This window comes from Actinotignum schaalii FB123-CNA-2, assembly GCF_000411135.1.
Lineage (GTDB): Bacteria > Actinomycetota > Actinomycetes > Actinomycetales > Actinomycetaceae > Actinotignum > Actinotignum schaalii_A.
On sequence record NZ_KE150262.1, the window covers coordinates 548,183 to 560,864 of the forward strand.

A 12,682-nucleotide genomic window follows, 5' to 3' on the forward strand; every position below is an offset into this window, starting at 1 on the left:
CGTGGCCGCGTGCGCCCGCGCCCGCCCCTGTGGATAACTTCGCGGTATCCCCGGGAATGCGTGGCCGCGCCGCCCGGCACGCTAACCTAAAGCTATGACAACCTGGTTAACAACCGCTGAATTGGCCGAACGTTGCGGCACGGATACCTTCACTGCCCTCGCCGCCCTCGAACTTTTAGGTTTGGCCGACGGCGCCGCGCCCTCCCCACTCGCTTCCCGCCACGGTTTAGCTGATGAGGGGCGCGAAAGCGGGGCGCTGTGGCACGCGGACTCCGAGCGCTTGCTGCGCGCGGTTGTGGATACGGATGCGAGCGGCATTGGCGCCGTGGAGGCTGTGGATAACGAGGTGCAGGGTTTGTTGCCGCTTGCGGGCGTGGATGACGATGAGCTTGGGGGGTACGACGACGCCGCAGCCACTCCCGCTCCAGCCCCGGCGGCCGGGGGCGGTATCCCGGTCGGCAGCCCACGCCCGGGTTTTGCCGCGGTGCTTGCCACCGATGGGGCATGTTCGGGAAATCCGGGGCCGGGCGGCTGGGCCTGGGTGGAGCAGCTCAGTGGGGCGCGGAACAGCGGAGGCGCGGCCCGCACCACGAATAATATTATGGAGCTGACGGCGCTTATCGAGGGTTTGGAATATGTGGCGGCCCAGCACGGCACCCAGGCACCGCTGCTTATTCGTGCTGATTCGCAGTACGTCATTAATGTGATGACGAAGTGGGCGCGCGGCTGGCGCGCGAAGGGCTGGAAGAAGGCGGACGGCAAACCGGTGAAGAACCGTGATCTCGTCGAGCGCCTCCTTAATCTTTACGAAGCCCGCACCGGCCGCACCGAAGTGGAGTGGGTCAAGGGCCACGCCGGCGATGCCGCCAACGAGCTGGTGGACTCCCTTGCCGTCACCCGCTCCCGCGAGTTTTCCCTCCGCGGCTAATCATTCGCAGCTGCCCCCACGTGCGGGTATCTGCGCGCAGGAAGCCCGTGCGTGGCCGGCCGCCGGTGACTTACCTTGCACCGCTACAGGCCATACGTAGCTCCACCCAGAACTCGGAAAAATCTCCTCTTCCTTCTCTCTCCGCGGCCGCCTAGGATGGACGAAAAACGCGGGAAGGACCAAGGGGAAACGGGGAGGGAACTATGTCTACTCAAGGAATGCCACTACCAAAAGAAGGCCAGAAGCCCAATGCTGAGAGCTTGCTGGCCATTTACGAAATTGAGGAGATGATCGTAACAGGTAGTGGAGAAAGCTACTCAACTGCTCGTGACCTGCTCGAAGCCGCCCAGGCGTGAGTCCAAATAGCGCCTTTATTCCCGCGTGAGAAGAATGAGACTATGACAGATGATTGGCGCGCCATTGTCATTGAGCGTCTTTCCAGTGCCCGAATGAGTCCCTACATGGAGCGCTGCGGGGGCAATCGTAAAGAGGCACTAAATCTGTATATCTGGCATGCTGGGTTAACGGCGGCTGTGCAAACGGTTCTTGGTATCACTGAAGTGGTTTTACGCAATGCTATTGACTGTCAGCTGCAGATTTGGAACCGGAATCATATTCCCGGCGCGTCTAGTTGGTTACTGCAGGAGCCTGCAGCGCCTTTACGGTCCTTGACTTCCCTCAAACGTCGAGACGCCCTGCGCAGAGCGATCAACCAAGCGAGTTCTCGATCAACAAATCACCGACGCTACGGACAGGTAGTAACTCACGACGATGTGTTGTCACAGATCATGTTCGGAATGTGGCGTGACCTACTCCCCAATCATCTCCCCGGAGCAAACCCTGAACTTGCACAAAACGTGAATCGAACTAGGCTTTGGAACGAAGCTTTACGTAACGCTTTCCCTCATATAGAAGATGAGGACGGGGCAATCACTTTCTGGCGAGTGGCTCACCTTCATCGGCTTCGAAATCGAGTTTCCCACGTTGAGCCACTGCTCGACGTTAACGTCAAACATCAGATTCAAGAGGCCTTTGACCTTGTTGCTTCCATTGACCCGGCCATTGCAGACTGGCTGACAGGTGTCTCCAGAGTGGGAGCCGAATTGGCGAAAAAACCAAGGTGAAAAGCGATTAGAAAGGAGGACCTAGCGGCGCTTACGTCCGCTAGACCCTCCTTGGACATGATGGGAGACCTTGTTCCCACCTTCTGCGTAATCAATTCTACCACCCCCGACACTCCTGGTGTCTAGGGTAATTTTTATAACACTGTGGTGTGCTATTTTTACCAAGACCGGTTCCGCTGCTCCTCGGAGTAGTCCAGGGCCGGTCCTCATTTTCTCCGCAGGGCACGGGTTGTTTTCCGGGGTGTACTGCGGATGTGGTACATGCGAAGTACACCTCGGACAACACATACCACCTCCCCAGATGCTGGTGTTATTGCTGAGGTTCGTGAGAATCCCGCTCCCTTCCGCCCACAACGTGACGACGTCCGCGCTGGCCGGCGGCTGCGCCGTCGGCCTGAGCTGCGCCGTCGTACCACCACACGCCCGCACGCACGGTACCGTGCAACAGCGCCCGCCCGCGCCCACCAACCACCCCGCGCACCAACACCCTCATCTCCAGTAGAATCCCTCCATGACTATCGGCCCGATTGCGAAGAAGATCCCCACCGAACGCACTTTCCACGGCGATACTTACGTGGATAACTACGAGTGGCTGCGCGATAAATCCGATCCGGATGTCCGCGCGCTCCTCGACGCTGAAAACGCCTATTTCCGGGAGCAAACCGCGGGGCTTGGCGATCTACGCGATAACCTCGTGGCCGAATTCAAGGCGCGCACCAAGGAAGCTGACCGCGCTCTTCCTTACCGGGTGGGAGACTGGTGGTACTACCGGCGCACTTTCCAGGACCGGCAGTATCCGGCGATGTTCCGCACCCCCGCGCGCGGCACCACCCGCCCGGATCTCAACACGTCCTTCCCGGAATTCCCGGTGTGGGACGGCAACGAGCTCGCGCTCGGGGAAGAATTCTTCCTCTGCGGCGGATTCATGCCCTCCCCGGACGGCAAGCTCGGCGCCATGAGCGTGGATTTCACCGGCGATGAGCATTTCACCCTGCGTATTTTCGATATCGAAACCGGCCAGATCGTGGACGATTCGGTGCGCGATATCGGCTACGGCCTGGCCTGGACGGCCGATTCCAGCGCGGTCGCATATTCTCGCGTGGATGATTCCTGGCGCCAGTGGCAGGTCAACCTCCATCGCATCGGCGATTTCAACGATACGGTCCTCTTCCAAGAAAACGACGAGCGTTTCTCCGTCGACCACGAACAATCCCGCAACGGCAAGTGGATTATTATCCGTTCCGCCTCGGTGACCTCTTCGGATGTGCGGTTCATTTCCACGGAAAATATTGAGCAGCGCGTCAAGATCCTCGACCGCCGCGAGGGCCTGGAATACACCGCCGAACCGGCCGGCGACCAGGTCCTTATCGTCCACAACGCCAACCGCCCTGATTTCGAGGTGGCTTCCGCGCCGCTGCGCACCTCCACCCCGGAAGAGTGGGATCCTGTTTTCGTGCCCGAGGAAGGCGAGCGCGTCGATTACGTGGAGGCCTACGCCGGCCACGCCGTTATTTCAATGCGCTCCGAAGGCCAAACGCAGCTGCGGGTCATGCGCCGGGAGCGTCCACTTTCTGCCGCCAGTGCTATCGGTTCGACGCCGCCCGCAGCGGTCACCTCCGTTGCCGCGTCCGTTTCCGGGAACGACGACGCCGCCACCGCGGCGCCCACCCAACCGGCGGCGGTAACGCCGGCCGCGGCGCCCACCCACCACGGCTGGTGCGCCCCGGTGGCCATCCCCACCGGCGAGGGCAGCTTCGTGGAAACCTATCCGGAGGGCAATTGGTTCACCTCCCGGGTGGTCTTCACCGAGCAGTCCATCCTGGAGCCGCCCACCCAGAAGGCATTCGACCCGCGCACCGGCGATATTGAGGTCCTGCGCACCCTCGATATTCCCGGCTACGATCCTTCGCTCTACACCCAGGACGCGGTGTGGGTGACCGCTCGCGATGGCGTGGGGATCCCACTCACAGTGGTGCGCCGCGCCGATATCCACCCGGACGGCACCAACCCCGGCTACCTCTACGGTTACGGCAGTTACGAAGTGTCGAATGAGCCCTATTTCTCCATTTACCGCCTGAGCTTGCTGGATCGCGGTGTCGTGATCGGGTGGTCGCATATCCGCGGCGGCGGTGAACTGGGGCGCCGGTGGTACGACGACGGCAAACTCCTCCGCAAGAAAAACACATTTAACGATTTCGTGGACTCGGCGCGGTGGCTTATCGACTCCGGCTGGGTGGCACCTGATCGCCTCGTGGCGGAAGGCGGCAGCGCCGGTGGTTTGCTCATCGGTGCGGCGATCAACCAGGCCCCCGAACTTTTCCGAGCCGTGCATGCCGCGGTGCCTTTCGTGGATGCGCTGACCACGATCCTCAAACCGGAACTCCCGCTGACGGTGGGCGAATGGGAAGAATGGGGCAACCCGGTGGTCTCCCCGGAGGTATACGCCTATATGAAGGAGTACAGCCCGGTGGAGAATGTGCGCGAAGGCGTGGAGTATCCGGCGGTGTTGGCCACCACGTCCCTCAACGATATTCGGGTGCTCTACGTGGAGCCCACGAAGTGGGTCCAGGTGCTGCGTGAAAAAACCAAGCCCAGCCCGGAGCGCCCCATTCTGGAGCGCATCGAAATGGTTGCCGGGCACGCCGGGAAAACCGGGCGCTATGACGCCTGGAGGGAGCGTGCCGAAGAGGTAGCGTGGATGCTCGACCAGATCGGCGCTACCGAGGTGTACTAAGCGCGCCGCGCGCCGCGCCGCACGTCCGCCGCGCAACGCGAGCGGCCCGGCCCCGTTACGGCAACGGGGCCGGGCCATGACGGGCGATCGCGCCGGTTAACTAATCCCTGCTTCGGCCAGCGCCGCGGACCACGAACCAAAGCGCTGGCGAATCGCGGCCCCGGAGGGATAGGTGCCCTGGTTACCCGAATCGGCCAGCCACTCCACATACCCGTTGTAGCTGACGTTCTTGCCATTGCGCCGCGCCGCGATAGCGTGGCTGCGCAAGGCATCCACATAATCCTGGGTGGTGAATTTCAAAGCACCGCGCTTGCGCCCGCTACTCACCGCCAGCCCGACCGCCTGGAGCGCTTCGTTCCAATATCCGGAGAAACGCTTGATCACGGTTTGCGAGGTGGGCGGCCAGGTGAGTTTTCCGCGCCCGGATTCCGCTCCTGTTAGTTCCGTGACGGCCAGGCGTTCGGCGTCGTACTGCTTTGCCGTGAGGGTGAGCTGCGGATCGGCCGCAATCGCGCTGTGGGCCCGGGCAATGCACGCGAGCACCTCGTCCGCGTCCAGCGCGGAATCCCCGAGCGCCCTGCGCACATCCGCAACCATCTCCGCGTCAAGTGGGGCGACGGGCGCCGCGGCGTCGTCGCCCTCAGTGGTGTGAACACGGCCGAAAACGTAAAGAATCGCGGCCTCGAGGGCGAGGTGCGAGAAACGCGGCGGCAAGCTGCGAGCGCGTGCGCCGCCCGTGGCGGTGCCGTGCCACGGCGAAGTCTCCGCCAGGCGCGCGAGGGTGGCCGTGACCGCGCGGGCGGAAAGGTCGGCGGCCTCGTCGATACCGATGTGATAGTCGATCCCGGCCTGCGGGCCGCATAGATCCGAGGCGGAGCGGATCGTGAGGAAGGGAATCCCCGCGAGCGCGGCGGTATGCGCGGCGGCGGTCGATTCCATATCGGTGAGCAGGGCGTCCGGGAAACGGGTGCGGGTATCTTCCACGTTCGCGGCCGTGACGAAAGCGTCGGAGGAGAGGACTTCGCCGCGCCGCGCATTGTCCGGGACCGCGGCGAGGAGGGCGGCGTCGCCTTCGAAGAATTCGGGTGCGCCGGGAACTTGCCCCGGTGCGTAGCCGAAGACGGTTGCGTCCGCGCGGCCGTAGCGGTAGCGGGTTCCGGCGACGACGTCGCCCACCCGGATATCAGCAGCCAGGCCGCCGGCGGACCCGGCCGAAATGATGACCTCGGGGCGGTAGCGTGACAGTGCCCAGCCGAGCGCGCTCGCGGTGGCGACCAGGCCGATGCCGGTGCGCAGGCAAAGCATCGGGCCGAGGTTGGTGGGTACGTTCACGCCGGATGCCCCGCGTAGCTCGGTGGGGAAGATGGACTGGAGGGATTCGGCGGTGGCCGGGGTGGTGGCGCAGAAAGGTTCGGCGCGTAGGGCGGCGAGGACCGGCACGATTTCTTCGTCTTGAGCTGCGATGATGAGGGCGCGCAGCCGGGTGCCGCCGGGGGCGAGGGAGCGGGCGCGGCTCACTTGGCCATCACCTGTTCCCAGGTCGCGCGCCCGGAGAGCATGGCGGCTACCGCTTCCTGGGCGGCCTTGAGGTTATGGTTGGCTCCCCAGCCGCATTGGACTTCGTTCGCGGCCGGGACTTCGGTGGCGGCTAGGATGTCTCGGAAAGTTTGTTCCACTAGTTCGCAGGTGCCGGGTACGTCCGGTTCGGCGGCGAGCAGCAGGTAGAAGCCGGTTTGGCAGCCCATCGGGGAAAAATCGATCACGGCATCGCTGTGATTGCGCGAGTATTCGGCGAAGGAATGTTCGATGGAGTGGATGACCGGCATGGTCAGGTGCTCTTTATTGGGTTGGCAGAAGCGGATGTCGTATTTGGTGAGGACGTCGCAGTGCGGCAGGTGTTTGATATCGGCAACCCGCACGTAGGGTGCGGAAACTTTCCGGTGGTCGAGGTTGAAGGACTCGACGTTCATATGCGGCACGGCTCTTCCCTTCTTTGGAACGCTACTTGTGTGGGCCGGGGTGGGGCCGTGTGTACGGGTCCCGCGCGGGCCTGGCGGATCTTCGCTGGGCTCTGCTGGGCCTGGCTGGTCCGCCCGGCGTGTTACAAACAACGGCTATTGTATCCAGCTTTGGAAAGTGCGGCGAAGTGGTCTCAGATTCCCAGGAAAATTCCAGCCTTGGTGCATGGTATTTTAGGGAAGCTCCGGTTATATAGAACATGTCAGCGGAAAGCAACGGGAGGCGTGGACCCGTTCCGCTGCCGGGAGACTGGTTATCTCCTGGGGACAGGCTCAGTCGCAGCCAAGATGAACCCGGATGGTTCCCATTCCATCCTCGGTTCTAGCGCGAGAGTCTTGAGAAGGCCGGGGGAGCGTGGACCCCCGGCCTTCGCCATGTCTGCCGCGGGCTGGCTCAGTCCGGCAGGATAACGCGAACGTGGGCGCTAGCCGGATTCCGTTCCGCTTCGGGGAAGAGCGCAAGGGCATCACGCACCAAATCCGGAATATCCTCCGGGTTTTGGCTTTGGGTAAAGAGCCCGGGAACTTCGTCCACCTCGACTACCCACCAGCCGTCCTCGGGGGTAGCGCGTGCAGTGTATGCGCTCATGATTCATTCTCAGCAGCAACGATTTCTTTCAACCGCGCCTCGCCGGCCGGGTTACCTTCCAGCACCAGGTAGGAGTCGAAGCGCTTGGTCGGGGTTTCGGGGACCAGCTGGGCGGCCTCGCGGCGGTTGCCGCCTAAAATGGCGAACTCGTTTCCATCCAGTGCGCACAGAATATCGGTGGCTGCGGCCGGCGTGGTTTCCGCGGGCTCCCCGATCCAGTAGGAGCGCCCGCGTTCGCCCGCCGAGGCCTTCGCGTCGCTGCCCGCCGCCGCATCCGCCCGGTTATCCGCAATAAAGGAGGCGTAGGGGAAGTACGTGATCGAGTCCGGCCCGCGCAGCGAACACCCGGCGATCCGGGTATCCGCCGTGAATACACGCCCGGCCAGCTCGCCGGACATCCCGGCCTCCCGCGCCTTTTCTGCTGTTGCGAGCGCTTCCAGCTCGGCGTTTTTCGGTTGCACGACGACGCTGCCATCGGCCAGCGTGTACTCGACCTGATCCTGGACCCACGCGCTTCCGTTCCACGTGAAACGCCCACGCACGCTGGCCTGCCCGCCAAAACTATCCAGCGGCGCCCAGCTCAGGGAAATCTGGTCCGCTTGCATATCCACGACGTCGATTCGGGGAGCGTGCGCGCTGCCGTGCCGGTAATCCTCGGGCATGATCTGGGCGATAGGCTGGTTGGCGCCGTCGTACCACGCGAAGGTGACCGACGGAGTTTCCGGCGCAGCTTCGGCCCCAGTGCGGCGGATACTGCTCGTAAAAATCACGCCGCGCACGGGCACCCCGCCCAGGGTGGTGGCGCCCAGATCGTCCATGCGGATTTCGAAGAGGTTTGTGCTCGGGGTGGCGCCGGTGGCTCCCGTGGTGACGGGTGTGCGCGCGGGGGTGCCGCGCTCGGTGTCGTGGAGGAGTGCGGTGCCCTTGGTGAATGGCACGGTGACCTGGGCGGGTTCTTTGCCGGGGTAGGTGCCATCGCCGTCGCGGACCGCTCGCGCCAGGTAATCGGGGAGTGCCAGGTTTGAGCTGGCCAGGGCCGCGAATTCGGGAGCCGGTGCAGCGGTGGCGGTGCCGCTCGAACCACCGGCGCCGCTGGCGCTCGCGGCCGGTGCGCTGGAATCGGGTGACGCGGCCGAACCGTCAGAATTCGTGCATCCGGCGAGCGTGAGCGCGAAGGCGCTCGCGAGGGCCAGGGCTGAGGGAACGAATCGTTTCATGGGTTCTCCTTCGCGGATCGGCGGGCGTGGTGCCAGGATTGTGCAACACTGCACAGCTGTTATTCTACGGGTAGATAGCACGGATACATTCGGGGTGCGCAATGAAAACAATGACGTCTTCAGAGTCGCTGAAGAACTACGCGAACGTTTTGCAGTCCGTGGTTGATGATTGTGAACCGGTGATTATCACCCGGAACGGCCAGGAACCTGCGGTTATTCTCTCGCTGGACGAATACACCTCCCTGCGCGAAACGGTCTACCTCATGCGCTCGCCGCGCAATGCTCGGCGTTTGCTTGATGCGATGGAGCGGATTGAGGCGGGCGGAGGGAGTGAGCATCCACTCTCCGAGGTTGCCGAGTAGTTCGGCGCCTACTCCACCTCAAAATCCCCAACCTTCACCGTGGACTGCCCGGACGAACACGAATTCATCTGCTCCCCGTGGGAAACGGAATACACGCTGGTGCCCGTATACCCCACCGCAAGATTGAGGTCCCACACCGTCCGCTCCGGGCACACAATCCCGGGATTGATGGTGTCCACTTCCATGGCGATCCGCTCGTCTGGCTCAAGTACCACATCCGCCCCGGTCGCGCTGTTCGCCGGCGCCGGCTCGGTGAACATATTCCCGTTGGCGCTGATGGGTGTCACCTCGAGCTGTGCCGGAATGAAACACGGCACTTTACCGGTGTTTTCCACGCGCAGTACGTAATACCTATGCCCGGCCGCACCGTCACTATCGCCCAGGGTGGTGTCCATTTCTGCGGGCGCGCAGCGGGAGGGTGAATCCGCGCTCGCGGGGGCACTTGCGGGTGTGTTCACGGCGTCCGGCGGTGCGGATTGCGTGGCGCTGCCCGAACATGCGCTGAATACCAGCGCCGCGGCACAGGTTACGGTTACAAGCACCAAACGTTTCATGGTTGCCTCCTTCATGTGTGCGTGTGTACCAGCGTAGTTTTTAGGTACGACGCCGCAGCAGCGGGGCGCCACCCGGCCTACGAGCGAACCCTCACCACGCCAGTCTATGACTTGAAAGTAATCTGCGCCACAAAATGGATTGGTGTGGGTTGGTGTGGCATGGGCCAGAAGGCCCGGCCGTTAGTTAAATGAGTAATAACGCGGAACTGTGTAAATAATGGCAATTAACCAATAATCCGCTTATTTACGGGCATTGTGGGGTGGAGTGGCGAAAATGCGGTGGCATTCCCGAGAAAATCCCAGAAAATTCCAAGCCGAATCTAGCTTTTCTGCCATTAACTGTTCCCCGTAAAATCGTGGCCCTGGCAAAGGGTGCCACTCTCACTTAGATGTATATTCCTTGAAAGGATAACGATGAGGTCCCAGACTCACCGCGTCGTAGCTACCGCTCTCACCGCCGGGGTAGCCGTTGCACTTGTTCCGGCTGGCGCTGCGCAGGCCCAGCCGGTTTCCGGAGCGGGCGAGGTTCCTGTGGCCGATGCCGCGCGCCCCGCGCTGAGCGTGGAGGAAGCCGAACAGAACGTAGCCGCGGCGCAGGTTGAAGTCCAGAATCGCCAGGCGGAACTCGAGCGGGCTGCCAAGAAAAATTCCACCGCGCAAGATGACCTCAAGAAGGCGGAAAAGGCCGCGGCTGCAGCTGCTACTGCCACCCAAGAAGCCGCAGATAAACTCAGCGCGGCTCAGAAAGAGCGCGATGCCGCGCAGCGCGCCGCTGATGAAGTGAAAGAAGCGGGTGAGGCAGCCAAGAATCAGTTGCAGGGAGCCAGCGCTCAGGCGCAGGATTCCACCGAGCGAGCGGCTGCCGCGAAAACCAAGCATGATGAAGCGTCCGCCGAGCTGGAGCGGGCAACGGAGAAACTCGGTGAGCAAAAGAAGCTGGCACAGCAGAAGGCCGCGGGTGTAGAAGCTGCCAGCCAGGCACTAACGCAGGCTGAGGAAGTTGAAGCTGCCGCCAAAGCGGATGAGAAGCGCCTGGAGCGGGAAGTCAAGGATCTCGCGGATGCGGAAAAGGCCGCCCAAACGAAGCTTGACGAAGCGCGGGAGAAGCTGAGCAAGGCCGAAGCGGAGCGTGATGAGGCGCTCAAGAATGACAAGGCCAAGGTTGATACCGAAACCGGCGCGGTCAATAAGGCCAAGCAGCTCGCCGAGCAGAAGGCTGCGGAGCGGGATGCCAAGCAGCAAGAAGCGCAGCGTGTTGAGAAAGAACAGCAGGTTGCTGAGGCGAAGCTGCAGGATGCTCTGAAGGCTCATAAGGGCGCGAATGCCGCAGTTGAAAAAGCAAATCAGGACGAAGCACGACTCGCTGGGGAACTTGAGCAGCTAAAGAATGATCTCGACCAGAAGAAAGCGGCTGCAGAAAAGCTCAAGACTCCGATGGATAATGCCGAAAAGGCTCTCAATGAGGCGAAAAATAAGGAAGCAGCTAAACGACAAGACATCAAGAAGGTTGAGCTGGCGCTTACAACCGCTCCGCCCCAGGCGAAGAAAACCTTGCAAGACCGTCTCGCAGAGCATCGAGCCGAGCTGAAAAAGCTGGAAGCTACGGTGGCTGAAAAGCAGAAGGGCTACACCGAGGCGAAGAACGCCTACGATGCCTTGGCTGCTCAGCGCGATGCCGCAATTAATACACACAAGGCAAAGGAGGCGGAGCATGATGCCTCCGTCGTCGAAAAGAATAATGCTGCGCAAAAACTGAATGATGCCCAGCAAGCGACTACGGATCTCACCGCAGAAGTAAACCGCAAGAAGGCGGATGCTATCCAAGCTAAACTTGCCGTGCAGCAGGCGGGTACCGCGGCTGACCAGGCTCACAAGGAGCTGCAAAAAGCGCAGCAGAAACTAACCGAGGCGAACGCTGCGCTGGAGAAAGCCAAGGCTGCCCAAGCAGAAAAGGTAACGGCTGCGCAGAGCACACATGATGCCGAGCGTGAGAAGCACGCCGAAGCGGCTAAGAAACTCGCGGATCTCAAGGGGCGGGTGGAGAAGCTGAAGCCGGGCTGGGCTGAAGCGGAAAAGAAGCTCGCCGCGGCGAAGTCAGACGTGAGCGCCGCGCGCGAGGCGGCTCTCCAGGCAACGAAGGATATGCGCGCCGCGGAGGTGAAGCTGGAAGCCGCGCGGGAAGCTGAGAAGGAAAGCGCTCGCAACCTGGATAATGCGAAGAAGGCTGCCGCGCAGCAGCAAGCTCAGCTAGAGCGCCTGATTGCCGAAGCGCAGAAGTACGACGAGCGCGCGGAGCACCTGCAGCAGGCGGCCGAGGCGGCTCGGCTCGCCGCTGAAAAGACGGAGCAGGCCCGGGCCGCGCATGAGAAAGCCACTCAGGCGGTCACCGTGGCGCGCGAAGCAGCGCAGCAAGCACAGTCCGCGCAGGCCGAAGCGCAGAAAAAGCTCGGCGCGGCAACTGTCGCCTTGCATGCCGCCGAACAGCAACTCACCTTGGCCCGCCAGCAGACCCCGGCCCCGAAGCCTGATGCGCCCAAGCCGCCCGCCCCGAAACCGGACGCTCCGGGCGTGAAGCCGGCTCCGCAACCGGAACAACCGCACCAGCCTGATCAGCCGGGAACGAAGCCGGGCACGCCCGAGGTCAAGCCGGACGCCCCCAGTCCCAAGCCCGGGACGCCGGAAGTGAAGCCCGACCAGCCGGAGGTAAAACCGGACGTCACGCCGGAAGTGAAGCCGGAGACGAAACCCGATACCAAGCCGAGCACCCCGGCGCAGCCCGAATCTCCCACGGCTCCTACGGCTCCCACGGCGAAGCCCGCGGCGCCTCAGGCACAGCCGCAAGCTCCCGTCGCACCGGCTGTGCGCCCGGATATGTCCGCCCACGCCAAGGCTCCCGCGAAACCGGCCCTGGCCGCCTCCGGTAGCGAAGCTCTCGGTTCCATCGGCGCGGCCACCGTCTTGCTTCTTGCTGGCGGGGCGGTAGTCATGGGCCGTTCCCGTGCCCGGCACGCTGCGAAATAACCGAAATAACACAGCGCTGCGCGCGGTCGAAGGAGCGCTGCCCCGCAATGGCAGACACGGGGCAGCGCTCCTGAGAAAATCCCAGTTAATTCCGAGACGAATCTGGAATTTCTCGCATTAGCTTATATCCATCAA

Annotated in this window: 12 protein-coding genes; 6 read left to right on the forward strand and 6 right to left on the reverse strand. The window is 62.6% G+C overall.

The features are described 5' to 3' along the window. Positions 1-94 precede the first annotated feature (94 nt). The 3 genes from HMPREF9237_RS02265 to HMPREF9237_RS09170 all read left to right on the forward strand — a co-directional run bounded on the left by HMPREF9237_RS02265 (position 95) and on the right by HMPREF9237_RS09170 (position 2,052). Positions 95-928: a ribonuclease H family protein gene (locus tag HMPREF9237_RS02265; protein WP_016442100.1), complete on the forward strand. Its 834-nt coding sequence runs from the start codon at positions 95-97 to the stop codon at positions 926-928. Positions 929-1,146: 218 nt separating this feature from the next. After that, on the forward strand, positions 1,147-1,284 hold the full coding sequence (locus HMPREF9237_RS09415; RefSeq protein ID WP_155875779.1) for a hypothetical protein: 138 nt from the start codon (positions 1,147-1,149) through the stop codon (positions 1,282-1,284). 42 nt (positions 1,285-1,326) lie between these two features. After that, positions 1,327-2,052: a hypothetical protein gene (locus tag HMPREF9237_RS09170; protein ID WP_016442102.1), complete on the forward strand. Its 726-nt coding sequence runs from the start codon at positions 1,327-1,329 to the stop codon at positions 2,050-2,052. Positions 2,053-2,362: 310 nt separating this feature from the next. Here HMPREF9237_RS09170 and HMPREF9237_RS09420 read toward each other — a convergent pair whose 3' ends face one another. Then, the gene (locus tag HMPREF9237_RS09420; protein ID WP_155875781.1) at positions 2,363-2,545 is read right to left on the reverse strand and encodes a hypothetical protein; all 183 of its coding nucleotides are present in this window, start codon (positions 2,543-2,545) and stop codon (positions 2,363-2,365) included. 18 nt (positions 2,546-2,563) lie between these two features. Between HMPREF9237_RS09420 and HMPREF9237_RS02275 the strand changes: the two genes are divergently transcribed. Next, complete coding sequence (locus HMPREF9237_RS02275) at positions 2,564-4,786, forward strand: S9 family peptidase (protein WP_016442104.1); 2,223 nt, start codon at positions 2,564-2,566, stop codon at positions 4,784-4,786. Positions 4,787-4,882: 96 nt separating this feature from the next. Here the strand turns inward: HMPREF9237_RS02275 and mtnN are convergent, their stop codons facing one another. The 4 genes from mtnN to HMPREF9237_RS02295 all read right to left on the reverse strand — a co-directional run bounded on the left by mtnN (position 4,883) and on the right by HMPREF9237_RS02295 (position 8,610). Then, positions 4,883-6,304 carry a 5'-methylthioadenosine/S-adenosylhomocysteine nucleosidase gene (gene mtnN, locus HMPREF9237_RS08800; RefSeq protein WP_016442105.1) on the reverse strand — a complete coding sequence of 474 codons (1,422 nt, stop codon included), beginning with the start codon at positions 6,302-6,304 and terminating at the stop codon, positions 4,883-4,885. Beyond that, positions 6,301-6,756: an S-ribosylhomocysteine lyase gene (locus HMPREF9237_RS02285; protein ID WP_039898539.1), complete on the reverse strand. Its 456-nt coding sequence runs from the start codon at positions 6,754-6,756 to the stop codon at positions 6,301-6,303. Before HMPREF9237_RS02285 ends, mtnN begins: the two co-directional genes overlap by 4 nt. 442 nt (positions 6,757-7,198) lie before the next feature. After that, entirely contained in the window at positions 7,199-7,393 is a 195-nt protein-coding gene (locus HMPREF9237_RS02290) for a type II toxin-antitoxin system HicB family antitoxin (protein ID WP_016442107.1), read from the reverse strand. Beyond that, positions 7,390-8,610, reverse strand: a complete 1,221-nt coding sequence (locus HMPREF9237_RS02295) for a hypothetical protein (protein WP_016442108.1) — start codon at positions 8,608-8,610, stop codon at positions 7,390-7,392. The genes HMPREF9237_RS02290 and HMPREF9237_RS02295 overlap by 4 nt, the downstream gene beginning before the upstream one ends. A gap of 110 nt (positions 8,611-8,720) precedes the next feature. Here HMPREF9237_RS02295 and HMPREF9237_RS02300 point away from each other — a divergent pair, with 110 nt between their 5' ends. Further along, entirely contained in the window at positions 8,721-8,972 is a 252-nt protein-coding gene (locus HMPREF9237_RS02300; protein WP_231366651.1) for a type II toxin-antitoxin system Phd/YefM family antitoxin, read from the forward strand. An 8-nt stretch (positions 8,973-8,980) separates the two neighbouring features. Here HMPREF9237_RS02300 and HMPREF9237_RS02305 read toward each other — a convergent pair whose 3' ends face one another. Then, positions 8,981-9,526 carry a DUF4232 domain-containing protein gene (locus HMPREF9237_RS02305; protein WP_016442110.1) on the reverse strand — a complete coding sequence of 182 codons (546 nt, stop codon included), beginning with the start codon at positions 9,524-9,526 and terminating at the stop codon, positions 8,981-8,983. A gap of 414 nt (positions 9,527-9,940) precedes the next feature. Here HMPREF9237_RS02305 and HMPREF9237_RS02310 point away from each other — a divergent pair, with 414 nt between their 5' ends. Further along, positions 9,941-12,547: a hypothetical protein gene (locus HMPREF9237_RS02310; protein ID WP_016442111.1), complete on the forward strand. Its 2,607-nt coding sequence runs from the start codon at positions 9,941-9,943 to the stop codon at positions 12,545-12,547. Positions 12,548-12,682 lie beyond the last annotated feature (135 nt).

Excerpts from the sequence above, each read along its gene's own strand:
- HMPREF9237_RS02290 (WP_016442107.1), bottom strand. The coding sequence starts at position 7,393 with ATGAGCGCATACACTGCACGCGCTACCCCCGAGGACGGCTGGTGGGTA.
- HMPREF9237_RS02310 (WP_016442111.1), top strand. The coding sequence starts at position 9,941 with ATGAGGTCCCAGACTCACCGCGTCGTAGCTACCGCTCTCACCGCCGGG.
- HMPREF9237_RS09170 (WP_016442102.1), top strand. The coding sequence starts at position 1,327 with ATGACAGATGATTGGCGCGCCATTGTCATTGAGCGTCTTTCCAGTGCC.
- HMPREF9237_RS09415 (WP_155875779.1), top strand. The coding sequence starts at position 1,147 with ATGCCACTACCAAAAGAAGGCCAGAAGCCCAATGCTGAGAGCTTGCTG.
- HMPREF9237_RS09420 (WP_155875781.1), bottom strand. The coding sequence starts at position 2,545 with ATGAGGGTGTTGGTGCGCGGGGTGGTTGGTGGGCGCGGGCGGGCGCTG.
- HMPREF9237_RS02265 (WP_016442100.1), top strand. The coding sequence starts at position 95 with ATGACAACCTGGTTAACAACCGCTGAATTGGCCGAACGTTGCGGCACG.
- HMPREF9237_RS02300 (WP_231366651.1), top strand. The coding sequence starts at position 8,721 with ATGACGTCTTCAGAGTCGCTGAAGAACTACGCGAACGTTTTGCAGTCC.
- HMPREF9237_RS02285 (WP_039898539.1), bottom strand. The coding sequence starts at position 6,756 with ATGAACGTCGAGTCCTTCAACCTCGACCACCGGAAAGTTTCCGCACCC.
- HMPREF9237_RS02305 (WP_016442110.1), bottom strand. The coding sequence starts at position 9,526 with ATGAAACGTTTGGTGCTTGTAACCGTAACCTGTGCCGCGGCGCTGGTA.
- HMPREF9237_RS02295 (WP_016442108.1), bottom strand. The coding sequence starts at position 8,610 with ATGAAACGATTCGTTCCCTCAGCCCTGGCCCTCGCGAGCGCCTTCGCG.
- HMPREF9237_RS02275 (WP_016442104.1), top strand. The coding sequence starts at position 2,564 with ATGACTATCGGCCCGATTGCGAAGAAGATCCCCACCGAACGCACTTTC.